This window comes from Granulicella aggregans (assembly GCF_014203275.1).
Taxonomy (GTDB): domain Bacteria; phylum Acidobacteriota; class Terriglobia; order Terriglobales; family Acidobacteriaceae; genus Edaphobacter.
Genome location: NZ_JACHIP010000007.1, coordinates 203514 through 229984 on the forward strand (window position 1 = coordinate 203514; position 26471 = coordinate 229984).

A 26471-nucleotide genomic window follows, 5' to 3' on the forward strand; every position below is an offset into this window, starting at 1 on the left:
CACGCGGTAAATATCGCATTCAGGCATCTCTCGAGTCCGCTGGCGGTGTGTGTCTCGAAACGAGACAGATGTTCGGAGTGGCATCTGTGGCCGTTCACTCAGGCCGCTCGCAGAAGCTCTCCTCCGGGGCCGATGTGCTACCGTAAAAGAGTGGTTTGAGAGCGTAGCTCAGTTGGTAGAGCATCGCCCTTTTAAGGCGTTGGTCCTGGGTTCGAGCCCCAGCGCTCTCACCAAACAACTTCCTCCTAAGAAACCTGAAGGATGCCTCAGCTTTAGTCGCGCGGGTCACTTCATCCGGATTGATCTCCGATCCTTGTTTCCATAGCTGAGAGCGGAACTGAGCGGATGTTTATACCTCGCGTTCAGACCGGTAAACGCAAAGCGATTCCAAGCGCATGTTTGGCAGCGCGAGATTGAATACGCCCAAGAGGATTCGCTGCAGCGTTCGCTCTGCGATGTGCGGAATCCATCTTTCCCAGCAGCACATTACAAGCGGGCGAGACTTCCACAGTAGAAGACACACTTCGGGTGACGGTGTCTGCGAGTGGTGGCGTTGTTCGCACGCGGCCTATCAATGACCTGCGGCCACTATCTCATCCATGATCATTGGAGCTTCCCAATGCTGAAGGGCAGATAGTTGCGTGCAGGTCTTGACGCAGTGCCACGGTTCGCGCACGAGCCCGTCACGCAGGTTTTTTGCTGCCTGCGAAAGCCTGAAACGTATTGCGAAGTTTCCGCCGCGTTTCTAACGAAAAGAATGCAAATCCGAGGAAAGTAGTCATGCAGGTGAGAGATGGCTTTCCTTGCCAAATGCCTCGAAGCACCATGCGCAGACGTTTCCACTTGTCGGTCGATTTCACTGCAGACGGAGTGCAAAACACCGAAAGGTAGAAGCTGAAGGCCGAGGGGGTGAACAGCTCACGATTGCGATGAGCATAATCCCAGTGGAAGTCGAAGTTTCCTCCAGCACCCTCCCGGTTCGTTATCTGCTCGTTGTGATAAATGGAGAGTGGACCAGGCACGACTGTGAAGGGACGGTCGCAACGTTTTGACACTCGCATCAGCCAGTCATAATCTTCGTGTGGTGTCAGCCCTGCCTTCAACGGAAATTCTTGAAGAAGCCGAGTCGAGACGAAGTACGTTGACGTTTGAACAAGCCCTTGCACTCGAAGAGGCCCTTTGCGGCAGAACAGATATTCCGACATATCTTCTCCCGGGTCCGGGTCGCGAAGAGGAAGTATCCGTTCAAAGGCCGGACCGCTGTCGATGAACTGAGCGGCCAAAAGTATCCGGTCACCGCCAAGCTCCCGTGCAACCCTTACTTGCTCCTCCAGTTTGTTGGGAAGCCACTCGTCATCGTCATCTAAGAATGTAGACCAGGTGCCGCGCGCCTGGGAACCTCCGATATTACGTGCCTGCGCTGGACCCTGGCTTTGCGGATTCATGGTTACCTTAAGCCGCGGATCCGTGATGGTACCCAGGCTCTTTTCAGAAGCGTCGTCTTTCCCATCGATGATCACAAGGATCTCAAAATCCTGCATCGTTTGTTGCAGCACACTGTTTACCGCCCTGAGCACGAGTTCAGGGCGTCGCAACGTTGGGATGATCACGCTAACCAGTGGATCTGGATTCACTTTGCCCTTCCTTCAGCAGGCCGTCGCAAATTCATGAAGTTCTGTAAGCGCGTGCGCAATCCAAAGCGTCCGTACGGGAATACGAACCAGCCAGCAAAGAGCAGCCATATGCCCTTCAACGATGGCCTGCCGAACTTGAACGCAGCTCGGGCGACCTCAAAAAAAACGCCAAGCGGCTCATTCTGAGCCTTCGCTGTAGGGCCGCAAACAAACGCGATAAAGAAGAACAGCGCGCGAGGCGTGAACAATCCCTTGCCCAGGGACCAATTCAGCGTGTCGCGCCAGTCGGTGACACTCGTGATTCGCCCCTTCGTCATTTCATTGTGGAAGATTGCGAGCGGCTCCCATACCGTGAAGATGGGCAGCTTCAATCGCGGCACTGCTCGTAACAGCCAGTCAGTCTCCTGGTTGCGCGGCAGCCCCTTTGTAAATGGCACTTCAAGAAAGGCGGAACGTGGAGCGAGCCAGGTCGAGGTTTGAACAAAACCTCTTCGAAATCCCAGCCAGGAGGTGTTCATGAAGAGGTACTCACTGATCTGGGTTTGTTCTGGGTCGGTTGGAGGAGGTGAGCCCGGTTGGATGAGTGTCGCATTGGGGCGTTGGTCAAAGTATCGAGTGACAACCAGTGATGGCTTTGGGTTCGCAAGAGCTAATTCCATCTGCTTCTCAAGCTTCGTCGGCATCCATTCATCATCGTCATCGAGAAGTGCCACCCACTCGCCTGTTGCACGGTTGATCCCCTGGTTTCGCGCTTCCGCACCTCCCACCGAGGAAGGCATCTGGGCGAAACGAACACGCGAGTTCGGAGCAGCTTCAAGCGCCGCAATGGTTGCAGGATCGGGACCGTCAATGATCACCACCACTTCAAGGTCCTGATAGGTTTGCGCGAGTACGGAGTCGATCGCGCGCAACGCCATCGCTGGCCGATTTCTCGTCGGGATTACAACAGAAACTGTGGGCATGGTCTTGTCCATTATCTGAGACTGAGTTTTCTTACCATTAACGCACAAGTTGATGAACCGCGAACAACTCTCTGGTGTTGGTTCAGTGAGACTTGCGATTTCAGCGGTGAGTTCCTACAAACAATCCGAGGGGCGGTCGGTCTTCGAGCTTCGTTCGGAGGCAGCGGTATCCGAGACCTTGTCACCGACCCGCTATGACATCGCGATAGATCTGCTCGAGCTGTGTGGTGCGATGCTTCAGATCAAAGCAGTCAATGACAAACTTGCGTCCCGCCACACCCGCCTGATCGCGAGAGCGTGGATTCTGGAGATACTCGAGAATGCATCTGGCCAAATCCTGTGCATCTTTCGGTTCCGCAAGAAGTCCCGAGACACCGTTCCGAATGGCCTCTGGAATTCCTCCATGATTGGTGGACACAACGGGCAGTTCGGTCGCCTGAGCTTCAAGAAAAACCATGCCTAATCCTTCACTATCGCCATCCTCCGCCTCTATGCTGGGAGCACAGAATATGGCCGCTTCGGACATGGCCACGCGAATCTCGGCCGGATTTCGGCGCCCCGCAAAAGTTGCCTCCACCCCTAACGCGGTAGATTCGCGCTCTAACGCTTCTCTTTGCGGACCATCACCGATAATCAATAGCGTTGCATCCGGTACGGCGCGTCGCACCTCGGCCATCGCTCGAATGAGATAGATACACCCTTTCTTTTCAGCCAATCGGCCCACAAACAACACAGTTGGAGGCGATTCCGAGGAAGGCTGTTCACGACTCGGGAAGGCGTCAAGATCAATGCCGATATACTGCACCATCAGTTTTTCAGCCGGAAACCCGGCTTTTAGCGCTGCCCTCTTGATGTACTCGGAAACACACAGAAATCTTGAGGCTTGCTGCCATAGGCCGGAGAAGGTTGGACCGTAGTCCAGATGTTTTGTAACGTCATAGCCATGCAGCGTGACTAGAAGCGGTATCTTTAGATTCTTAGCGATCGTACTGGCGCGAAGCCCGTCGAAAGCAAAGTGAGCGTGGATGAGTGAGGGGCGATGACGACGCAGGCGCTCGTGAAATCCAGGAGCAAAACCTAACTTGTCATACGCCGCAATTCTTGCCTGACAGAAGCCGGTCGTGAACTCACAGAGTGTTTCCACAGCTCCATGCAGAGGAAGTCCACCTTCCACGCGGCGCATGCCGGTGTAGACAGTACGAAAGCCATGAACTGCCTCTGCCTGGGCTCGAATAAAAGTCTCTGAGAACGACAGGAGATCGCTCCGAAAAATGAGCGCTCCAGGCATGTCATTCCGAGGGCTGCTGTCCTTCAAAAGCCTCTTGACCTCCGCACCTAGCCTAGAAACGACAATAGCAGCAAAACCGTACACATGCGCCACGGTTCTTCCATGGGAGCAGGAGATCCATTTTGTGATAAAATTTCGTCTTCAGAAACTAAAATGATTGCCAGAATCTAAAAGCGGGTCAGCTCACTCTCGCAATTGGCGGCATCAGCGATAGCTCGCGTTACCTTCGTGGGTATCGAGGTCGACTTATTTACGACCTCTCGCCCAGAGACTATCGCTGCTGGTCCCGCTCGCCCGCGGTGGGAGTCTTACTGGCGATATACAAGACCTCCTGATACAACACCGAATCGATGAACGTAGCATTCGTCGCCGTCCAATCCGGATTGAAGTGCGCCATATCCCGGTACAAAGGTTGACCTGCTTTAGTCGTGACTTCGCAGGTGTCATCGGAGCAGACAGCAGCAAAAGGGTCGACCACACGCGCACCCTGGCGCTTCGCCCAATCAACAAGTTCGTTTCTCAGTTGGAGCTGCTCGGAAGCAACTTTTGCAGTGATACCTGTTGAAGATGAATCGGGGGAAAGGTGGAGACGGATTGCGTGGCCGCCGGGAACGAAATCTACTGAACGAGGGTTATCAAGTAAAAGAATGACCTTTTTGCCAGACTGCTGGAGTGTCGTTATATCCTGTCCCAGCTGCTCCAAAGCGGCTATTCTTCCTCGTTTTGAGCTTAATGGTTCTTTGGCTTCTGCCTCAGTCACGTAGAAGTCGTCAGAAAAAAAGTCTACATTCCAAGCTCCGCCAATGACTACAGTCTCATAGGGTCCCGTCTCCGCCACCTTGTAGGCTTGCTCTATGAAATCCTCGCATTTGTTCCATCGAAGATCTTCTGTCCGGACACCGCGGATAGGGATGCAGCCGCCACCGACTTCCATCACGGCTCCCGGTGCAGTTGGGTGGGACGCAATTACTTGAGCGATTCGACTGGCGTATTGTGCGACGTGAGAGTCGCCCACGAAGAGCACTTTATTGCTTCTGTCTCTACCTAGCGTGTACTCGCCTATCGTGCCCTTATCTTTTGCGTCATCACCTTTCAGGAAACTCCACTCGGTTTTTGTTGGCGTATCAACCCAGGTGATACGGGGAGATATACGTGTTTTGCTGATGGCAAATCCTGATAGAAATATTATGCCCATGACGGCGAAAAGAGCTGGCACTGTCGTCAGTCGGCGATCGGATCTAAAAGGTATTTCGACGAAGCGAACCGTCATAGAAGCGAGGCACACAGCCAAGATAATGCATGCGGCTCCCAGCCTATATGAGATGCGGCCGAAGATGATGTGAGCGAAGCTTATCAAAGGCCAGTGAAGCAAATAAAGAGAGTAACTGATCGTCCCGATCCACACGAGGGGCCGGACCGAAAGCAGCCTTGAGTTCACCCATGATTCTGATCCACTCGCTATCACAGCGCAGGCTCCCAGAGTGGGCAAAAGCGCCCACGTCCCTGGAAAAGGACTCTTTGGGCCGATACTGAATAAGGCGACGAGAATCATCGCGAGCCCAATCAGCGAGAGAAGGTGTCTCGATTCCGCTTCCGTGTTACGGCGAGATTTCTCGTAAGCCGCCAGGGAAGCGCCTAACATCAGCTCCCATGACCTGCATAATGGAGAGTAATACGCTGTGGTCGGATTGCTGTATGAGCTATACAGGCTGACCATGAACGATATCCCGCCGATGATACCTATCAGCCATGCGGGCCTGATGCGCATTCGATGCCCGAAGTAAAGCAAGAGCGGCCACAGGAGATAGAATTGCTCTTCAATCGCAAGGCTCCATAAATGAAGAGTCGGCTTGAATTCCGATGAAACATCAAAGTACGAAGCCTCATTCCACAAGAGAAGGTTTTCGGCGAAGGAAGTCGAGGCCGTAACATGTGTTCCGAGTGCTTGAAACTCGGGCTTGAAAAGGATTAGCCAACCAATTCCAAGTGTGAGGCAAAGTATGACAATCAAAGCCGGGAAGATTCGCCTGGCCCGTTTTTGATAAAAATCCAGAAATGAGAATTGTTCACGAACCAAACCCTGAATAATGATTCCTGAGATGAGATAACCAGAAATCACAAAGAAAATGTCGACCCCTATGAATCCACCACGAAGCAGTCTGGAGAAGGCATGGGTGATTACTACAAGCAATACAGCAATCCCTCTGAGCCCGTCGATATCAGCTCTATAGAAACCTTTGTGAAGTGATCTACTGATGTTTGAATAACCGGGCACTCAGAAGCTCCTTCATCGTATCTCGACGTTTCGTGTGAAGGCCAGTCTCAACTTTTCGACTAGCCCTCCTCGAGAACAAACTCGAAGGGATCCTAAGCCGGCCCGGGACGATCAATCGTCAATCTTTTATTCCTCGACGATATATGCGATTAAAGTTGCTTCAAAGCCCACTGACCGCTATAGCCTAATCATGAGTGCACACTATGGAGACACCCGAAGCCACCTGTCCGGTTACCTCAGAGAGCGAAGTCATCTGATTTTTCGTTACAGGCCGGTTTTGCAAAGTAGCGTTGATCCCTGTGATGGCGATTGATCTGCGCCTGCACTCAGCCCGTGTGGGTCGAATTGATCCCGTTTAAAGGAACTAAGCTGCTTATCCGGCGCTCCGATCTACAAAGTCGTTCACCGCAGTCGGCACGCGTCCGCGCAGGAGATGCTCATTACCTGAGAGTTACTTCCGAGACCAGCAAGCATGTGGCCCTGGCCTACGAGGTGAAGCCGTCTTTCAAGAGCACGACGCCTTCAGCACCTCTCTCAATCAAGCGTGGACTTCCCGCCACGCTTGAGTCGTTGGTTCCCATCTTCCACGGTTCGAAGCCCTTGCGCCTCGCCGGAGTTCATGTAACCGGACCTGGCCCTCCTAGCCTGAATTGTGAGCCCTGATACGCCTTGTTTCGAGGCCGCGTCTTCCGAGCCCAGGCCCCCGAACCTGATTCAGCGCAGCGAGGATCTGTTGATCTGCGCCACTGTGCTTACTTTGCCTCATCCTCTTTCTCCCTCAAATCCTACTTCCGTAATGTGCCCGTTACGTGCTGACCCGTTCGTGGAGTATGCCGCGACAGTCGGGGGATTACCGGCGTCGTAAGAGCGAGGTCTAATGTCCATGAAAGTCCCAGTGGTTAATAGGCAACGGACCACATCATCCAGAGGGCTCAATGCATTTCTTTACTCGTTTCACTCGAACTTTTATTTCTTCATTTGGAATCGTTATAGTGGGCCTCGGCTGCGGCAGCGGAACCATTTCAAATGCGGCAGTTCCTAACAGTAGCGGCACCGGCACCGCCCCTGCGGCGAGTGTAAAGGTGGCTGGGACGACTTCCGTAAGGCTGGGCGCGACGGTACAGCTGTCAGCTTCCGTCACCAATAGCGCCGGCACCGCCGTCACCTGGCAAGTGAACGGGACCACCGGCGGGACGGCTGCGACCGGAACCATCTCTGCAACGGGACTGTACAGAGCGCCGCAGACGATGCTGCCTACAGGGAGTGTCACCATCTCCGCCGCCCTGAACGGAGCGAGTGGGGTGAGCAGCTCGCTCACTGAGTCCTTAATAAATCCTGTGCCCGTGCTGAACAGCGCGACCGCTACCCAGATCAGCAACACCACAAACTATATTGTCAATGTAACCGGCGGTAACTTCTTGCCGAACTCAGTGATTACAGCGAATGCGGTTCCGCAAGCGACGACCTTTTTCTCTACCAGCTCTCTTCGGGCAACAATCGCCGCTCCACTGGGCGGGGGAACGGTGACCATCGCGGTCGTCAACCCCGATCCTGGGACCAGCACCTCCGGCACAGCTCAGATCACCACAGCAGGGGCTAGCATAAAGGTGGCTGGGGCGACCTCCGTAAGGCTCGGCGCGACGGTACAGCTATCAGCTTCCGTCACTAATAGCGCCAGCACCGCCGTGACCTGGCAAGTGAACGGGACCACCGGTGGAAGCGCTGCGACCGGAACCATCTCCTCAACGGGACTGTACAGAGCGCCGATGACGATGCTGCCTACAGGGAGTGTCACCATCTCCGCCGCTCTGACGGGAGCGACTGGGGTAAGCAGCTCGCTCACCGAGTCCTTAATGAATCCTGTGCCCGTGCTGAACAGCGCGACCGCCACCCAGATCAGCAACACCACAAGCTACGTTGTGAATGTAACTGGCAGTAACTTCGTTCCAACCGCTGTGATCACAGCGAATTCGGTTCCTCAGGCGACGACCTTCTTTTCCGTGGGTGCACTCCGAGCAACGGTGGCCGCCCCACAGGGCGGGGGAACGATGACCATAGCGGTCGTCAACCCCGATCCTGGGACCAGCACCTCCGGAACCGCTCAAATCACCACGGCAAGTGCAAGTGTAAGTGTATCTGGGACGACTTCCGTAAGGCTGGGCGCGACGGTACAGCTGTCAGCTTCCGTCACCAATAGCGCCGGCACCGCCGTCACCTGGCAAGTGAACGGGACCACCGGCGGGACGGCTGCGACCGGAACCATCTCTGCAACGGGACTGTACAGAGCGCCGCAGACGATGCTGCCTACAGGGAGTGTCACCATCTCCGCCGCCCTGAACGGAGCGAGTGGGGTGAGCAGCTCGCTCACTGAGTCCTTAATAAATCCTGTGCCCGTGCTGAACAGCGCGACCGCTACCCAGATCAGCAACACCACAAACTATATTGTCAATGTAACCGGCGGTAACTTCTTGCCGAACTCAGTGATTACAGCGAATGCGGTTCCGCAAGCGACGACCTTTTTCTCTACCAGCTCTCTTCGGGCAACAATCGCCGCTCCACTGGGCGGGGGAACGGTGACCATCGCGGTCGTCAACCCCGATCCTGGGACCAGCACCTCCGGCACAGCTCAGATCACCACACCAGGGGCTAGCATAAAGGTGGCTGGGGCGACCTCCGTAAGGCTCGGCGCGACGGTACAGCTATCAGCTTCCGTCACTAATAGCGCCAGCACCGCCGTGACCTGGCAAGTGAACGGGACCACCGGTGGACGCGCTGCGACCGGAACCATCTCCTCAACGGGACTGTACAGAGCGCCGATGACGATGCTGCCTACAGGGAGTGTCACCATCTCCGCCGCTCTGACGGGAGCGACTGGGGTAAGCAGCTCGCTCACCGAGTCCTTAATGAATCCTGTGCCCGTGCTGAACAGCGCGACCGCCACCCAGATCAGCAACACCACAAGCTACGTTGTGAATGTAACTGGCAGTAACTTCGTTCCAACCGCTGTGATCACAGCGAATTCGGTTCCTCAGGCGACGACCTTCTTTTCCGTGGGTGCACTCCGAGCAACGGTGGCCGCCCCACAGGGCGGGGGAACGATGACCATAGCGGTCGTCAACCCCGATCCTGGGACCAGCACCTCCGGAACCGCTCAAATCACCACGGCAAGTGCAAGTGTAAGTGTATCTGGGACGACTTCCGTAAGGCTGGGCGCGACGGTACAGTTGTCAGCTTCCGTCACCAATAGCGCCGGCACCGCCGTCACCTGGCAAGTGAACGGGATCACCGGTGGGACCGCTGCGACCGGAACGATCTCCGCCACGGGCCTGTACACATCGCCACAGACGATGCCGCCAACCGGAAGCGTCACTATCTCCGCCACACTGAACGGAGCGGGCGGGGTTAGCGGTTCCCACACCGAGTCCTTGCTGAATCCTGTGCCTGTCCTCAAGAGCGCGACCGCTACCCAGATCGGCTCTACCGCGAACTATGTTGTCGATGTGATCGGAAGCAGCTTCGTTTCAAACTCCGTCATTACGACAAACTGGCTCTCACAGACGACAGCGTTCGTCTCCGCAAATGAACTCCGAGCAACGGTCCCCGTCACGCCGGGCACGAGCACGCTAGCCGTATCGGTGATCACCCCAGATCCGGGAACCAGCGCCTCCACCTCGGTTCAGATCGCCGTTTCAAGTCCTCCTGCCACTTCAAATCCTTCTACCAGCTCAACTCGCATTTTGGATCAGACGAGCTTCGGGCCGACAGACAACTCGATAGCGCATCTTCAGAAAATCGGCACCAGCGGGTATCTTGCAGAGCAATTTGCCGCTCCTACTACGTTACTTGCCGAATGCCCAGCCGCCGGACCTTACCAATGTGAGGATAGCGAATGGTGGCAGACCGCGATCACGGGGCAAGATCAGCTTCGCCAACGAGTTGCTTTCGCCCTCTCTGAGATGTTTGTTGTCTCCACGCTCTCGCTGCCGCGAGCTTCAATTCCGCTCTACCACAACACGCTCGCAAACGACGCTTTTGGGAACTTCCGCACTCTCATGCGAGATGTAACCCTTACACCCGCCATGGGCATATATCTTGACATGATATATAGCGTCAAACCGGCGCCGGGCCAGATCGCGAATGAGAACTACGCAAGGGAGATGTTGCAACTTTTCACCCTGGGCGTGAACGAGCTTAATCCGGATGGAACGGAACAACTTGACGAATCAGGCGCTCCGATTCCGGCGTACACCGAAGCCAATGTTCAAGCGTTCGCGAGGGCCTATACAGGGTGGGGCTATGCAGGAGATCTAGACTATAGCGACCCGATGGTTCCGCTGGATTCCGGGAGTCACCCCCTTTATAACAAGCATGACACCACAGCAAAGACGCTCATCAATTCAACGCTCCCTGCTGGTCAAACGGCGATACAAGACCTTGATGGAGCGATGGACGATATCTTCAATCATCCCAACGTTGGTCCGTTTGTCTGCAGACAGCTCATCCAACACCTGGTGACGAGCACACCCAGCCCTGCCTATGTGGGTAGAGTCGCTGCGGTCTTTGCTGACAATGGTCAAGGCGTTCGCGGAGATATGAGGGCGGTTATCTCCGCCATCCTCCTGGACACGGAAGCTCGCGCCGGCGACCTAAACGCAGATGCAGATGATGGTCACCTGCGTGAGCCGATTCTCTTCATTACCGCGATGATGCGCGCGCTGAACTTCACGGTAACCGATCCAACTGCCTTGTTTCCGTACGACGAGCTCTCCGCGCTATCCTCGACGCTGGGTGAAGACCCCTACCGTGCCAGTTCCGTCTTCAACTTTTTCCCGGCAGAATATGAGCTTCCCGGCACGAACATGAACGCACCTGAGTTCGGAATTGAAAATACAGCCACAGCAACCCTTCGACTCTCACTGGCTGACACGATCGTCAGCAATAAAATTCCTGGTTTCAGCGCTGATCTCTCAAGCACAAGCGAGTTTGGCCAGCTCGCCTCAAACCCGAGCGATCTAGTCGACGAACTTTCCGTTTTGCTGATGAATGGCCAGATGCCGGCGAATATGCGGGCCGCCATTGTGGACGCTGTATCGGCAATCGCGGTACCGGCTACGCCTCAAACTGCTGCGTCTTCCGCGCTGGCGCAGAGAGTTCGCCTTGCGATTTATCTGGTAATTACCTCATCGCATTACAAAGTGATTCACTAGAAGGAGCCTTATGCATTTGCATCGACGCAGCTTCGTAAAATACGCTTCCCTCGCTGCCGCAGGCAACATCGCGGGCCTTAAGCCGTTCGGCGCTCTCAATGCACTCGCGCAATCGACCCCGGACTACAAGGCGCTTGTCTGCATATTTCTCTACGGCGGCAATGACGGAAATAACATGGTGATTCCATTCGACACGGCCGGTTACGGAAACTACAAAGCGTTGCGTTCAGCGGGAGGGAGCTCCATAGCACTTGACCAAAAGATTCTCCTGCCACTCGGGTTTCGGAATAGTGGCTACGCACTGCATCCAAGCATGCCTGAGGTTTGCAACCTGATCAACAGCGGTGTGGCTGGGGTAGTCGCAAACGTTGGTACGCTCCTGCAGCCGACCACCCGCGATCAATATCTGAATAATCAAGCTGTTTCGCCGTCAAATCTGTTCTCGCATCCACACCAGCAGATTGAATGGCAAAATGCTGCGAGAGACGGGTCGACGCCAACTGGCTGGGCCGGTCGCATCGCTGATTCGATGCAGAACGTCTACAACGTCGGAGCCCAGATCCCGATGATCACTTCGATGTCGGGAGATACGGTGTTCTGCAACGGCCTTACGTCCACGCCTGTCTCGGTCGTACCGGGCCATCTCAGCGGAGCTGGCTGTTCCGAAGGATCGGAATGCGCAACGAGGCTTGCTGCGGCTCAGTCGCTGGTCACACTGACCTCAGGCGTGTCTCTCGTGACAGCGGACAATTCGATCACCTCAGATTCCTATAAATACTTAGCGACTCTCAATTCGGCAACAACCGGTTTGTCAAACCTTCAGACAGTCTTCCCCGCATCCAACGGGCTGGCGTCGCAACTGAAACAGATCGCACAGATCATTCAGGCAAGGTCTACCCTCGGCGTAAACCGCCAAATCTTCTTTTGTGGGCTAGGAAACTTTGACACGCATTCATCGCAACTGGATCTCCAAGCAGGCTTGCTCTCGCAACTTAGCGCAGCGCTCAATTCGTTCTATCAATCCACAGTTGAGCTTGGAGTGCAAAATAGTGTGACGACATTTACGATGTCGGACTTTGCGCGTACCTTCCAGCCGAATTCGAACACAGGAACCGATCACGCGTGGGGATCACATCACTTTGTTGTAGGTGGAGCAGTCAAAGGCAACGCGATGTACGGCACATTTCCCACAATTGCCCTCGCAGGACCCAGCGACTCTGGATCAAACGGCCGCTGGATACCGACCACCAGCAGCTCCCAGTATGCTTCAACCCTTGCACAGTGGTTTGGCGTGCCTACCTCTTCACTCGGTGCAATCTTTCCGAATATAGGCAATTTCAGCGCTACTGACTTGGGTTTCATGGGAGGTCAGTCGGTCTAATCTTGGCATACAGCTATTCAGCCGTTGTCAGCAGCTGACTTGCTGTATGGATAGCTGAGGCTCTTCACACATTCAAAACCGACCCGGGGGTGGACCAATGTACTGGCCAATCCCCGGGTCGCTCTGCGAATCAAGAACTTTTGCTACAGACCGCTCTTCCCTACCGCGTATACAAGACTCCCGACGTTGCAGCAGAGCTAACAGCCGCGGTAATTGCCGGCGCATTCACCAAGAAATTCTTGCTGTAACTGAATGGTATCCAGATCGCGTCCTCTGCCTTGAGCGGGACGTCAGCGGCCTTGCCCTTCATGATCTTGCCGACATTGATCGGCGGCATAGCCAGGTAGGCACCATTCTGCTTCCGGAAAAGCTGAACCTTGCGCAAGCCCGAAGTTGGCAAGGTCCCTCCTGCTTGAGTTAGAGCTTGTATCAGTGTGAGACGACCATCCTCGTTATTCATTGTGACGGGAGAGGGGCGGCCCACATTGCCAAGGACGTAGACTGTGTCCGCGCGCGGCACCACGATGATATCCCCGGGATCGACCATCGGATCATTATCAAGCTGTCTCGCGGCATCCTGGGGAAGATATACCGACTCGCGCGGTCGTGCCGGATTTCGATGCTGAATCGTGACCGTGCGAGACGCGCGCTCGCTGAGGCCGCCCGCCATCGCCAAAACTGTGAGGAGTGGCCGGGGCGATGTGAGGGGAACTGCCGCTCCCGTTGTCAGACTCAACCCGTTGATATACCCAATTACAGTCGCGTTCGTGGAAGCATTTGTTTCAACAGTTACCTGCACATGGGCATCGCGCAACATGTGTTTCTGCATGTATGCATCGGCGATCGCTATACTCGCTTCACCGGGGGTCATCCCGCTGATTTTCACAGAACCGACCAGAAGCAAAGGCACCGTCCCAGAATCCGTCACACGAACATGAAAGGCGTCAAGGTCGGGCTCGTCGTAGACATGGAAAGAGATCACGTCGCCGGCAACGATTGGATTCGTATCGGCATTATTCGTGAATTCAGCCGCAACCACGGCGGTTTGAGCCTGCGTGGGACTAGAGGTCTGGCCGAGTGCCGAAGAAGCCAAGGAACCCGCTAAGGCAAAGATTATGGATGAATAGAGCCGCACGATTAGATTTCCTCCATGCGTTTATAGTCGGAGGGTACGTTGCGGGATCCGTAGAATTCGTAGTACCCCTCACTACTTGGACTCACAGCATTAATAATCGCGCCCACTGGTGCTTGATTCTGGCGAGAAAGTATATTGTATGCCGCGCGCATCGCACGTAATGTCGTCCGTCTATACCCGGTCACAATGAGAATCAGGTCCGCATGCTTCGACAATTGGATGGAGTCGGCAACAGGAAGCATCAGGGGCGCGTCAAGCAGCACCACATCATACGTCTTCCGCCAGCCCAAGAGCAGTTGCTCCATCTTTTCCGAGGCGAGTAGATCGTGAAAGGCTGCCGTGCGTGGGCCCGCCGGGATGCAATCAAGCCCAGGCACCTGCTCTACGGATAGAGCCCAATCAGAATTTAGCTCTCCGGCGAGTATGCTCGACAAACCTTGCGACGCCTTGGAGATTCCAGCTCGCATAGCCAGTTTAGGATTAGTAACGTCGGCTTCAACTAGAAGTGTACGCGCGCCGGCCCTCGAAAGAGTTGCAGCGAGATTCAAACTTGTCATGCTGCCATCAGCGCCGGGAGCGATGCCAGTAAGGAGAATCACCTGTCGCGAGGCGACTGCGTCACTCATGATCACAGTTCTCAGCAACCGCAGCGCTCCCGCATACTCCGAGCTGGAATCTTCCAGGAAACTCGTCAAACTACCTGACCAGTCCTTCCCCTTGCGGAGCGATCTAAGGTACGCGGGTCCCGAAGGATCGACAGCAGGAAGAAGAGAATACACAGGAATCCCGACTTGAGACTCGATCATTTCCGGAGAGACCCATTTATCTTCGAGAAGATCTCGGATTCCGGCTAAGACAATCCCGCAAATAAGCCCGCCGAAGATTGAACCAACAAGGATGATGGACACACGGGGAGAAGATGGTCTCGATGGAGCAAAACCCTTTGAGACCACCGCTGTCTCATCTGCCTGAAGTCCAGCCAGCACGCTCGCCTGGCTGACCCTGTTACTTAGGTCCGTATATAACTGGCGAGCGTCCTGCGCCTGAACGTGCACAATTTCGTATCTTAGTTCCTGATCGTTTAGCTCGTTCGCATGCTTCACGAGCTTGTCACGCTGGGAACGAGCCAAATCAGCCTGCTCATTAGCGATCGCGAAGTCATTGTTCGCGCGAGCAAGCATCCTTTCCGTCTCCGCCTTCAGCGAATCCTGCAATGAACGGAGATTTGCGCGCTCCTGGATCAGTTTTGGATTGGAGTCGCCATAACGCAACTCATCGCGAGAGAGCGAGGCCTTCAGAATGTCAATCTGTTGCTGCTGGTTCTTGATGACATCGAGAGACGTTGTCGATTGTGGATTGCCTGAACCAGCAAGTCCACTCCCGGCGAGCCCGGAGAGAAGTTGCGGATCGTGGGTTTGCGCAATCTGCTGGATTGCTCCGCGCAAAATACGATTCGACTCAGCCGCCGAGAGGCTTGACGTTATCTGCTGGAGTTGGTCGAGCACAGGGCTGTACACAAGATTCTGTCCGGCGGTATTGGTGCCGCTGAGCGTGTAGGTCTGCGTCACGCGGCGAATCTCGGCTTCCTGAGACTCCAGTTTGTCAGCGTTGGCCTTCACTGTATCAAGCTGCTTCTTTAGCCAATCTGACATTTGCTCGACAGAGGCTTGCCTTGTCATGAAGCTGTTCTGCGTCAGGTCGACTGCAAGCGTATTCACCACCTGCTCCGCGACTCTTGGATCGGAAGCGGCATACGAGATCGAGATTAAGCGAGTACCCGGAGAATTTTGCACCTTCAGGTGCTTCTGGAAAATTCCCACAACACGGTCACGGCGAGCAGGCGAATCAACCAGTCTTGTGTTGGGAGCATCGCCCTTCGCTGGCGATGAAAACAGCGAAAAAAAAGATCCTAGAAGAGAGGGGGTCGACTGGAAGTCCTCTTGCTGCTCCAGGCCGAGTTCATCGACGACACGAAGCGCGAGCTGATAAGACTGAAGCTCGGCCACCTTAGTCGCCAGAGTGACGGTCTCCATGGCCGGATTCGGAGCGTCCCCTTGAGCAGATCCTTGGACCAGATGATTGATACCAAGGGTATCTTCAGGCTGCTTGATCTCAATTAGCGCCTCTGCGCTGTAGCGCCGCTTAGCAACGATGCAGGCAATCACACCGAGTGCGAAGAAGACCACCACTACGACGGCGATGAGTATCCGCTGGCGGCGCAGGAATCGGAGGATATCGTTGAACGAAAGGAGTTGCTCAGCACCAGGGTGTGTTCCCGACGGACGATCTCTATAATCCACAGTCAACCTTTCGGCTTCCACACTATCGGAGACAGCATGAAGCCGGTTGGAATGCAATCCCAATTAAACCACAGCAAGCTTTACCGGTTGGCTACAACGAGCTTACACGGTTTCCAGGGCAGTCGCAAGAACTGGAGTGTCAAACCAAAGTAGCGTTCATTGACACCTCGTAAGATTAAGACTAAAGGCGGCGTCTTAGCGAATAGAACTGCGGCCTGAGGAGCCGTCGTAGTTAACTTTATTCTCTGTGTCACATTCACTCTTGATCTGCCGGGTCGGGGTCCCCCCCTGAGGGCTTCCCTCGCCTGCTGAATAAGAAGGAGCGTCGGTTGCTGCGCTGAGAGGATTTAGATTTTGCTGAGATAGGAAGACTGTATCACGGGAACGCCAGCGGCAGCGATAAGACTTGTCAAAAACTCTCCATCGGCGCGTATGCGGTTTCTGACCACACGCAAGAGAAAGCGCCCTCTGCGATGAGGAGCATGGGATGAGAACCAGTGCCCTTCCAACACCTTGGACGGCGGCGGCACTCGAAGAGGCTGCGCTATACTGGGCTTCCGACACACAGAGATTTGGGCAACCAACAAGGCAGCGCTTCACATCGAGGGCTTGGAAACGGCGATGAAATGCTTGCGAGGCTTTTCCAACTTGCTGTTAGTGCTGCTGGTCATCTCCGTCTCCGCCGCGGGAGTGGAGGGCAAAGACTCGCGCGAACAGAACCTCGCCGGCTCCCCAATTGATGGCATGTCCGGCCAGAGCCGCGCTACAAATACGGCGGAGCCGCAGTCTCCGAAGGCAGGCGGCCTGGTCTCTGACAAATCGCGACCGACGACAAATCTGATGGGCAACCAACCCGCAATTTGGCTAGCTTCTCACGATCAGGCCGCTGGTTCCTTCACAGGAAAAGAGACTCTAGAGATCCCCAGCGGCACACGAAGCATCTCCCTCTGCTTTACTGGCGCACGGGGCGGCAGCGGAGTCGAGACGGCGATGGGGAATGATCTTATCCTGCAGGCAGCTATCGCGTTCCGTAGAGGTTCAGAAAAAGCTATGCAGTTCGCAGTTGACCGTCAAACCGAGTGGGTTCTCGACAAGGACGCGCCTGCCGTATGCACGGATCCCCTGGCGTTTGAAGCCCCGGGCGCTCCGACGAACGCCGTATTGAGTGTGTATGAACGAGTCCCAGCGCCGCCCACTGCAACCGTGTCTGCCGCGTGGAACAAAGAAAGTAACCTGGCTTCGTCCACCACGTACTCTTACAAGGTAACCTGCTTCGATCACTACGAGAGTGGCCCGGGGGCGACCTACACCGCGACGACTACCGCCCAGGGACAAGCATTTGCTTTGAATATCAGACCACCGGGTGGGAATGCCCTCGCCAATGGGAACACCCCATGCACGCAATATGAGATTTACCGCTCGAGTTCCAGTGATGGATCGTTTAACAGCATCGGAACGGTTCCGGCGAATCTTACTGGTAGCACCCCGTTCTACGACACAGGACTAACTCCCGCGTCGCACGGTCCGCCGGCCCCTGCCAGGCTTTACTACAACGCACACATTCTGAACGGTTCAAATTATGCCACTGGCGTGTTGCCCTATAACCAGGTTCTCGAACCGGTGTCCTCCTCTTATTCTGGCTGGACGAGGTCTACTGTTTTTTTGCCCGCCATCATCTTGAGTGACGACACAAGCAACCGCGGCTGGTGTGGTATCGGTACGTCTCGACTCAGTGAAGGAGATATAGGAGGGTATGGCCAATATATCGCCCAGTTTCCGAATACTGACCTATTCTACGGCTTTAGTTGGTTTACTCGGGGCATGATTTCAGCCGGACGGAACTCCCTCAATTTAGGAGTGCCTGGCGGCAGGTTGGATTGGATGAACACGAACCATGGCCGAAATGCGTTCAGGCGTTTTGCACTGCAATTTTGTCATGGCATCGTCTCTGAATTCGGCATTAACGACGTTGATAACAGCGTGACATGGCAGAATCTAGCCATCAATAAAATGCAGGAAGCATTTGGCTATCGTCGAAAAGGCGTTCCTTATGTCGCCACCACGCTGGAGCCGGTCACCACAGACTCAGTAGACAATTTCATGACTACCGCAAACCAGAAGCCCATCGGCGCTGCGGCTGCACGAATAAGTTATAACGATTGGGTTCGATCCCCTTGCGTCGCTGATCAGAATCTAAATAGCTCTACGGGCAAGGTCACTCTGGGAACTCCGATTGCACCTGTATCGAATACTTGCCCGGCCGGATCATCTATGACCCCTCTCATTTCGAAGTACTTTGATGCGGCAGCAACCGCAGAGTGCGACTATGACGGCCGCCAGACTCTCGATGGCGGCTACTGGTGCCCACCGTCCGGTTCCGGGCTCACCGGAACGGTTATTGGAACCCCATCCACAACCAAAGTTCAAATAAAAGGGACGGCGCTAACCGTCAATCAATTTTCCGGCTATAACTTGGTGATGACCTCAGGGCCCGCTACCGGACAGATGGCAATAATTTTCACCAACGACAAGGATGGCACCCTGAGCCTCTTTGCTAACGGCGTGAGCTGGCCTGGAGGCGGCAAACCGCTCCGAGGATTCTCCACTGCCCCCGCGCCTGGTGACAAGTTTCATCTCTATCGCATCCTCACAACGGATGGACTCCACGGCACAACAGGATGGAACCGGGAGATTGCGGGACCAGCTTTTGCTGCTTGGCTCAGCGCAAAATTCCCTGTCGGCTATTAGCGACCGCCTCTTGGATCGGCCCCCTAATGGGGGCTTCCGCCTCTTTGGGCTCACGGCTCACCCTGGACGCTTAGAGGTACTGCGAATAGTGTTGCTTCAATGATATCTGGGTCATAAACTGAACTAAGCCCCAGTGCACAATCAGAGGAAATGCGCCCATGCGAAATACAAGAGTGTTGCTCGTTCTTGCACTTCTTTTCTTCCTGGGCGTACCGGGCCTTGGACTTTTGAACGTGCTTCATCGTCCTCTGGATTTCAGGGACTATCACACGGTCTATGCGGACGCACAGAGCCTCGTACAAGGCTACGACCCTTATCTTGATCGACAGACCCAGATTGACCAGGCCGCAGAACGCGCTAAAGGTATGGTTGGCCCACTCCCGCGGCCCGGTAACTGGCTGATGGCGCAATATCCTCCACCGTCGCTTGCATATTTCGTACCTCTTTCTTACTTGCCATGGAAAGCTTCGCTCGCGACGTGGTTAATTATTTCTACGATTTTATTCGGCCTCGCGGCATTCTCCGTGCTGAATCTGTATGAAGCTAATGCATCCTTGTGGCCGCAGCTACTGTTGGTTGTCTTTGTTGCAGGCAGCATAGGTCTTCCACGTCAAGGTCAACCGTCGACCGCTGCGATCAGCCTAGCCGTCATAGCAATGTGTTCGTTTATAAAAAACCGACGCATTGGCCTTGGTGCTTGCTGTCTGGCGCTGGCTATAACACTGAAGCCCCAAGTCGCTATCCTTTTCTTGCCCTATATGTTCTTCATGGGAAGTCGGTTGCGTAAGTACGCTTTGGCCGTGATCGCCATGGTCGCCGTCTTCTCTATCCCTGGGTTTCTTCTGATTCATTGGAATCCGGCTAGCGGAAACTGGTTGGGGGAGATGCTTACCAACATTCGCCTCGCCGGAACGAATGGTTTGATCAATGATCCCGCTCCTGCGAATGTAGATTCGCAGTCTCTTATGGAGACGGACACAATTTTTTACACATTTATTCGTAGCGCGCATGTCGCAACCATTTTGACCGAGGCGTTTTGCGGATGCTTGCTTCTGGTCTTTGCTCTACTGCTCCTGCGAACACGGACAGGATTTACTCGAGACCGGCTCGGCGTGGCCACATTGTCCGTGTTGAGTCTCCTTCCCCTTCATCACCGCGCCTATGACATCGGGATCCTGATACTGATCTTTCCCGCCCTTGACTGGCTTACAAGACAGAGTAGCGTTCTCAAATACATCTCAACTGCCATGACGCTCGGTGTCATAATTCTTTCTCATTATCCTCTTCCACACATCCTGCATGTGAGTTATGGGAGCGTCGCGTCCGTTGGATTGATCCGCTTTCTACTTGTATTTCGGACGATGGCACTCTTTCTGGTGGCCCTCTCATTGTTTTTCCTGATGATACTTGGATTATGGTCAAGGAGAAGACTGCCCGGGGAGAATCTCCAGATAACGCCATGAACCGCTGCTCGGCCTGTGCCTTGAACGGTTGCTAAAATGCGACGACGGTCCCCCGATTGTCCGGAGGGCGATATTGAAGTTCCGAAGGTATGGGCCGGCCGTCCCCCGCTGGTCACATCAGTTTGAGGTTAAAATCATGGTCCGGAAATTGCTGACTGGTTTCCTTGTCGTATCAATTTCTATCTCTTTGGCTATCGCGCAGACGATTCCGGAGACTTTCTTCGGCATGACAAGGCTGAGTCCAGGGGTCAAGTGCCCGCTTGATTTTGGTATGACTCGGTCTTGGGATTTCAAGAACATATCCTGGGCTTACATAAATTCCGCACCGAATGTCTTCGACTTCACTTACTTCGATATCTTCCTCGCTCAAAACAAGTCCCGAGGTCCTAACCTCATCTACACCTTTGGGCGAACACCCCAGTGGGCGTCGACAAAGGCGCTGGCACAAACTCCGTACGGCCCCGGACAATGCGCTCCTCCATCTGATCTAAAGGATTGGGATAAATTTGTCCGCACCATCGTTACTCGTGCGGCGGGCAGGATAAAGTACTGGGAGTTATGGAATGAGCCGGACCTTGAGCGGTACTTTTGCGGTACGCCGGAAGATTTTATGCCGATGGCGCAGCATGCTTCAGCCATCATCAGGCAAATCGATCCAGACGCTGTGATCCTTTCTCCGGGTACTACCGCCGGTGCCGCACGATGGCTTTCTTCTTTCTTAACCTTAGGCGGCGCCCGCTATTTTGATGCTGTGGCATTCCATGGATACAACAGGACGGCTGAAGGCATTCTCAGCACAATCCAGCAATACAAAGCCGTGATGCGCGCTCAGGGGATCGAGTCTGAAGCAATGTTAGATACGGAAGCCAGTTGGGGATCGATAAAGACCAATCCCCTGACGATGGAGCAACAAGCTGCCTTTATCTCTAAGTTTTATCTTCTGCAGTGGTCAGCCGGGATATCGAGCTTCGTCTGGTATTCCTATGAGAACCCTGATTTCGGAAGGCTTGTCGATGCTAACTTCAATCCGGATCCCGCTGCCGTCGCATATTCACAAACCCGCCTATGGATGCTTGGAGCAACCATGACAACGCCCTGTGCTAAGGATACGAAGAATGTCTGGAGATGCGGCCTTTCGCGTGCCGGTGGATACGAGGCGCAAGTCATTTGGAACGCAAACTCGCCAATGACCACAACGTTCCCTTCCCGGTTCACCCGCTACCATGACCTGACAGGGTCTACAATCCCGATTACGAATAACACCGTCACTATAGGTGATAGCCCTGTTCTTGTTGAAACAAGGGCTCTCTAGTTGCTGCAGTGTTAGACATCTTCCTTTGGTTACTCCTTGAAACGCTTCGTCGATCGATGTCTGGCGGCAGCCCCGAAGTATTTGGCCTTTGCGAGCCAAGGTTCTCCTATAGCTCGCACAACGACAGCGCTGTCAGGTCCACTCCACGCGTACACCTCAGGCTATTCGCGTTACGGCTTGTGCTGTGTACGCGATCCCGTCAGCCGCGCAATAGAGGCCATTAGGGAGTTTGAACCTGTGGATGGGACCCATCGGGGGATATGGCGGGACGACCATCGAGCGTGAAGGTGACGCCTGGTGGCAACGCGTGCGTCAGGTTGATAAAACTGTCGCGGACCTGAGCGTTATCAACTGCGGTGGCGTAATAGGAAACGCAGGGATTGAACCCTCCCCGACAAAGTTCGCCTATCTTTTCCCAGGATGATGGCACAGCGGGAAACCAATCTGGATAGATTGCCACAAGGCCAACCTGGTGACGGAGAACGATGTCTTTCATCCACGCGGTTGTATGCGGTTTTAGCGCCGCGTCGGCCGAGGCCAGACCCGCGAGATCGAGTACGTATTGCGAACGCGGGTGGTGGTAGGCGACGAGACCAAGGTCGTTTACCGCGACGTTGAGGGCGGGAAGCGCGTGGGTCAGGCGGCTGGTCTGGAATTGCTGCGTGTAAATGCTGTGCGCCGCTGGCGCAATAATGAGCGTTCCCCGGACGTATAGGATGCTGCAGATCACAAGACCAGCGGTGTACCAGACTGGCGCGAGGCGGGGGCGCCTCCAATCAAGCTGAAGAACTACGAGGGTGGCGAACACGACGAGATACACCTCGTAGCGATTGAGCCAGCCAAAGCGCCCGATAAGGATGTGTAGAGCGACCGCGGCAGCGGCACCGAAGATGGCGAGGCGACGTTCAGTTTTTACCTCAGCGAAACAGCCGGCAACGATGATCAGGAAGAGCAGGATGATGATCCATACGATTGGGTGCTTGAGGTTGTCTGCCAACTCCGCGAGATGCAATGCGACGGCGGAATGAAGTTGGTGCTGGCCGGCGGTCGCGTGCCCCTTGACCAGCACGGAAAGAGGCAGCGCCGGGAGGCCGTGGCGACGAAGAAAGACGGAGAAGCCGATAAGCGGCATGACAGAAATCCCGCACAGCAACACCGCAGCACCGCGGCGTCTCTGTGACCAAAGCGCCAGCGCCAGAGCGAGCGTGATGCCAAGATTCTCATACCGGATCGAAGGACCGAGGAGGGCGGCAGCGATGCACCACCAGGGGATTCGTCGACCACGGAGGCAGATGACGATGCCCCAGGCACATGCAGCGGCTACCAGTACCTGGAGAGTGTGCTCCATGGCGATGAAGGTGAGACCGGGAAGATTGCCGATGAAGATGAGGGCAATGATGGAAAGACCGCTCCACAGGTTGCTCGCGGGAGAGTTCTGGCGTCTTCGCAAATCGACAATGAAAGCCCCAAAGAGCCACGCTGCCGCGCTTCCGAAAAGGAAGTTAAGCATTAACGGAACGTACGTAAACCACGAGAGACCCGCGAACGGTGCTAGCAGGAACGGCCACAATAGACTCGATGATGGAGAGGTGATCTCTCCCAGGTTGATGCCGTACGTGCCGTGTGCGATAGTGTCGGAAAGCGCGAGGTGGATATAGGCATCGTCGAGCGCGTACGTGAAGATCCCGCCGTTCGCATGGCGGATGAGCCCAAATAAGAAGCCACAGATCAGGCAATAAAAAGCCACGCCAAAAATGGGCAGAAACCTGTCTGAAAAGCTATATTCGAAAGCTTCTTCGGGCATTGGCGGAGTTTAGCATAAAAGACCTCCTGTCACACTCAACTTCTTCACTGATCAACCTTCTGTCCCGCTCCCGTCGGGTGGACCATTGTTTCCTCGAACGTCATCGAGCGTGGTCAATCGGCCCGTTTGCGACAACTTCAGTGTGTTCTGTCTGGTCGAGTGCCTCGATCGCCATGGCCTGCGGTCTCGGTCTCCCATAACACCCATCGAATTCCTTTTTACGCCGTCTGTTGTTCGCAATTCAGGTTCTCCCCCTCGCCTCCAGGGGATAACGTCACCACGAAAATCACCTCAGGTAGTTTAGTGGCAGATCTTGGGCCACCTTCCGATTCAGCAACGAGATAAACAGCTTAGTACTGGATTTTGACTACTCCTGTCCCTGGCAAAATTCGATCTTGTACAATAGAGTCTCGCCCGACAATCAAGCAAGATCGTGGTTCGGCCAAAACCGTATGACAGAGATCTCGGCTAAAAAATTGCAAAAGTCACGACCTGTACATCTGATGATTTTCACTCTTGCCACAGAGTATGGCGGAACTGAGACGTACGTTTTGTCTCTTGCCAAACTTTTGCGCGAAAGCGCAACCATCAAGGTTGTCATTGCGAACGACATCTTAGAGGGGAAGCTGAGAGACGCGGGTGTCCCTCTAATAAAGCTCCCGCCAGCCGACGGCCTTCGAAAGCTCAAACAACTTTATCGAGCTGTGCGAGCTTTGGTCGCCGCCAGCCGCAAGGGTGAGCTGAATACGCTGCTGGTGAACGGCTACTCCGAAATTATCCTCATCCCGATTGCGAGAGCCCTGGGTCATCGCGCTTTTGCAACTCGGCACCTCTCTTTTCGGATTGAGGCGGCTAAGTGGCCGGTAATGCTTCGTCGCCACCTTGCTCTTCTTCTGTATCAAATCGTCGCGCCGTCTGCTTCCGGGATCATTGCTGTATCAGAAGCCGTTGCATCCGATCTCCTCGAACAGAGTTATGTACCCCTGAAGGACGTCACAGTGATCGCTAACTGGGTTGACGCAGACTGCATCCGAAAGCAGATGCCCAGGGCGAATGATAGCGGTCCGGTGCGGCTCTTGTATGTGGGCCGCCTGGTGCAATTCAAAGGCTTAGGTACGCTCATCACAGCCCTGCAAATGATCCTCAAGAAAGGTCGATCGAAGACGGCTGTCCATCTTGATGTGATCGGCGCTGGTCCGGATGACGCCCTGTTCAAAACGATGGCAGCTGACTTACCCGTCACGTTCCATGGTCTGCGCAAAGATGTTGGGTTTTTCTATCGCCAGGCCGATGTTTTTATCAACCCCTCCATGGGTCCGGAGGGCATGCCCCTGGTCACGCTTGAGGCTATGGCTAGCGGTCTTCCCTGCCTTCTAAGCGATCTCCCGGTACATAGCGAGGTCGCAGGCGGTGGCGCTGCACTCATGTTTATTCATGGTTCTGTAGAGAGCCTTGCCACGCAGCTTGCGGCGTTAGTCGATAGTGCCAGCTTGAGGCAGGATCTAGCAGAGCGCTCCATGGAGAGAATTATGGAGCGCTTTACAGAAGATCGAGCGCGCAGCGCCTACAGAAAAGCTCTCGCTCTCGAGGCGTGAGTCCTTAGTGACAGTTTTTTAAATATCCTGAGATAAGAGTGCAATGGAGAGACGGGGGTTTTTGCCCGGATATTCTCCTATTTTGTGTACGATTACTCCGCGCTTCCGCGTGAGCGGCTAACCAGGCTTTTCTGGACACGAATGTGGATGCAACGAAGCTCTCATGAGACAATGTTTAGCATAACAGCCGAAAAGCTTGGTGTAGGTGACGGGGTGCCTCCCGTGGGGTCGCGCGGATCTGCGGCGATCTTACGCACGATATCAAGCTGATTTCGCAAAAGGAGTACGGAATCTGATGCTGGTTAATGAGCAGCACCCCGGTCTTGCCGAGACAAGCTGGCATGAGTAATCTGCATGAGAGCGATGGGATCGGGGCTATCCCGGCGAGCCATACGCCTCCGTCAGCGACAGAGTCCGATTGGCGTCCGCTGGTCAGCATCCTCATTAATAACCACAATTATGGTCGTTTTCTTGCTGCCGCAGTTGATTCGGCCCTCGCGCAATCTTATCCAAACGTGGAGATTATCGTGGTCGACGATGGCTCGACGGATGACTCCCGCGCGATTCTGGCCGACTATGGTGACCGGATTCAAACCATCTTGAAGCCTCAGGGTGGACAGGCATCCGCCTTCAATGCTGGATTTCTTGCGAGCAAAGGAGAGATCATCACGTTCTTAGATAGCGATGATCTAATCACTCCTGATAAAGCCGATCGCTTGTCGGAAATTTTTGCCGACCCGGAGATGGGGTGGTGCTTCGATCAAATCACGTATTTCCAGGATAATGGCAATCAGGAAGAAGTACCCCTATCGCCTCCTTCAGAAGTAAGGTACGGGCGGTGGGATGAGCGAAATACCGTTTCCAAACTTGGTTACGCACCGTACATTCCAGCCCCCACAACAGCCCTTGCCTTTCGTCGCAATCTATTGGCGCGCATATTGCCAATGCCAGTAGAGTCCAATGTAACACTGAGCGACAATTACATTAAATTTCTGGCGGTTGGTCTAAGCCCTGGTTTTTTCTCACCCCTCCACCTGTCATTACAAAGGCTCCACGGCAGCAACGCCTACACCAGTTCAGGCATTAAGCGGGACAGGCTTCGTGCGCGGATATGCCTCAAGACTGGCTATTACCTCTTGCAAAAGGACGCGGTCATGCGCCGTTTGGCCCTGGACCTCTCCGCGCAGGGACTGGCGTCCTGCTGGTTCTACCGAGGTATTGATCGTGGATACTGGCAGATGGCCGGGCAGCTGGCCAGGCAGCTGAATGTCTCTGAGCTTCTAAGCATCGCAAAGTTAACTTCGAAATATCTGCTTAAGCATCTCCTTACTAAGCAGCCCAAACGGTAACGTTCCGAACAACTCGAA

The 26471-nt window shown here is 54.6% G+C and carries 14 protein-coding genes and 1 tRNA gene; 8 read left to right on the top strand and 7 right to left on the bottom strand.

The features are described 5' to 3' along the window. Positions 1-157: 157 nt before the first annotated feature. A tRNA-Lys gene (locus tag HDF16_RS22300) sits at positions 158-233 on the top strand. Positions 234-683: 450 nt separating this feature from the next. Here the strand turns inward: HDF16_RS22300 and HDF16_RS22305 are convergent. The 4 genes from HDF16_RS22305 to HDF16_RS31630 form a co-directional block, all read right to left on the bottom strand. Then, positions 684-1634 (bottom strand): glycosyltransferase family 2 protein, encoded by a 951-nt coding sequence (locus HDF16_RS22305; RefSeq protein WP_221313014.1) that lies wholly within the window; start codon positions 1632-1634, stop codon positions 684-686. Then, entirely contained in the window at positions 1631-2596 is a 966-nt protein-coding gene (locus HDF16_RS22310; RefSeq protein ID WP_184221775.1) for a glycosyltransferase family 2 protein, read from the bottom strand. The genes HDF16_RS22305 and HDF16_RS22310 overlap by 4 nt, the downstream gene beginning before the upstream one ends. A gap of 181 nt (positions 2597-2777) precedes the next feature. Then, positions 2778-3977: a glycosyltransferase gene (locus tag HDF16_RS22315; protein ID WP_221313016.1), complete on the bottom strand. Its 1200-nt coding sequence runs from the start codon at positions 3975-3977 to the stop codon at positions 2778-2780. A 178-nt stretch (positions 3978-4155) separates the two neighbouring features. Then, the gene (locus HDF16_RS31630) at positions 4156-6159 is read right to left on the bottom strand and encodes an acyltransferase family protein (protein WP_184221779.1); all 2004 of its coding nucleotides are present in this window, start codon (positions 6157-6159) and stop codon (positions 4156-4158) included. A 992-nt stretch (positions 6160-7151) separates the two neighbouring features. Here HDF16_RS31630 and HDF16_RS31635 point away from each other — a divergent pair. Continuing rightward, positions 7152-11366 carry a DUF1800 family protein gene (locus HDF16_RS31635; protein ID WP_348641391.1) on the top strand — a complete coding sequence of 1405 codons (4215 nt, stop codon included), beginning with the start codon at positions 7152-7154 and terminating at the stop codon, positions 11364-11366. A gap of 10 nt (positions 11367-11376) precedes the next feature. Then, positions 11377-12747, top strand: a complete 1371-nt coding sequence (locus HDF16_RS22330) for a DUF1501 domain-containing protein (protein WP_184221781.1) — start codon at positions 11377-11379, stop codon at positions 12745-12747. A 160-nt stretch (positions 12748-12907) separates the two neighbouring features. On the opposite strand, the gene HDF16_RS22335 is transcribed toward HDF16_RS22330, so the two are convergent. Together HDF16_RS22335 and HDF16_RS22340 are read right to left on the bottom strand one after the other, a co-directional pair. Further along, positions 12908-13840, bottom strand: coding sequence for a polysaccharide biosynthesis/export family protein (locus tag HDF16_RS22335; protein WP_184221782.1), 933 nt, complete (start codon positions 13838-13840; stop codon positions 12908-12910). 44 nt (positions 13841-13884) lie between these two features. Beyond that, on the bottom strand, positions 13885-16182 hold the full coding sequence (locus HDF16_RS22340; RefSeq protein WP_184221785.1) for a Wzz/FepE/Etk N-terminal domain-containing protein: 2298 nt from the start codon (positions 16180-16182) through the stop codon (positions 13885-13887). Between the two features lie 621 nt (positions 16183-16803). Between HDF16_RS22340 and HDF16_RS22345 the strand changes: the two genes are divergently transcribed. The 3 genes from HDF16_RS22345 (at position 16804) to HDF16_RS22355 (ending at position 21705) form a co-directional block, all read left to right on the top strand. Then, positions 16804-18930 (top strand): hypothetical protein, encoded by a 2127-nt coding sequence (locus tag HDF16_RS22345; protein ID WP_184221787.1) that lies wholly within the window; start codon positions 16804-16806, stop codon positions 18928-18930. 158 nt (positions 18931-19088) lie between these two features. Then, entirely contained in the window at positions 19089-20393 is a 1305-nt protein-coding gene (locus tag HDF16_RS22350; RefSeq protein WP_184221789.1) for a glycosyltransferase family 87 protein, read from the top strand. Between the two features lie 136 nt (positions 20394-20529). Continuing rightward, the gene (locus HDF16_RS22355) at positions 20530-21705 is read left to right on the top strand and encodes a glycosyl hydrolase (protein WP_184221791.1); all 1176 of its coding nucleotides are present in this window, start codon (positions 20530-20532) and stop codon (positions 21703-21705) included. 220 nt (positions 21706-21925) lie between these two features. Here HDF16_RS22355 and HDF16_RS22360 read toward each other — a convergent pair whose 3' ends face one another. Next, the gene (locus HDF16_RS22360) at positions 21926-23509 is read right to left on the bottom strand and encodes a hypothetical protein (RefSeq protein WP_184221793.1); all 1584 of its coding nucleotides are present in this window, start codon (positions 23507-23509) and stop codon (positions 21926-21928) included. A gap of 452 nt (positions 23510-23961) precedes the next feature. Between HDF16_RS22360 and HDF16_RS22365 the strand changes: the two genes are divergently transcribed. Together HDF16_RS22365 and HDF16_RS22370 are read left to right on the top strand one after the other, a co-directional pair. Next, complete coding sequence (locus tag HDF16_RS22365) at positions 23962-25104, top strand: glycosyltransferase family 4 protein (RefSeq protein ID WP_184221795.1); 1143 nt, start codon at positions 23962-23964, stop codon at positions 25102-25104. 341 nt (positions 25105-25445) lie between these two features. Beyond that, positions 25446-26453: a glycosyltransferase family 2 protein gene (locus HDF16_RS22370; protein WP_184221797.1), complete on the top strand. Its 1008-nt coding sequence runs from the start codon at positions 25446-25448 to the stop codon at positions 26451-26453. Positions 26454-26471 lie beyond the last annotated feature (18 nt).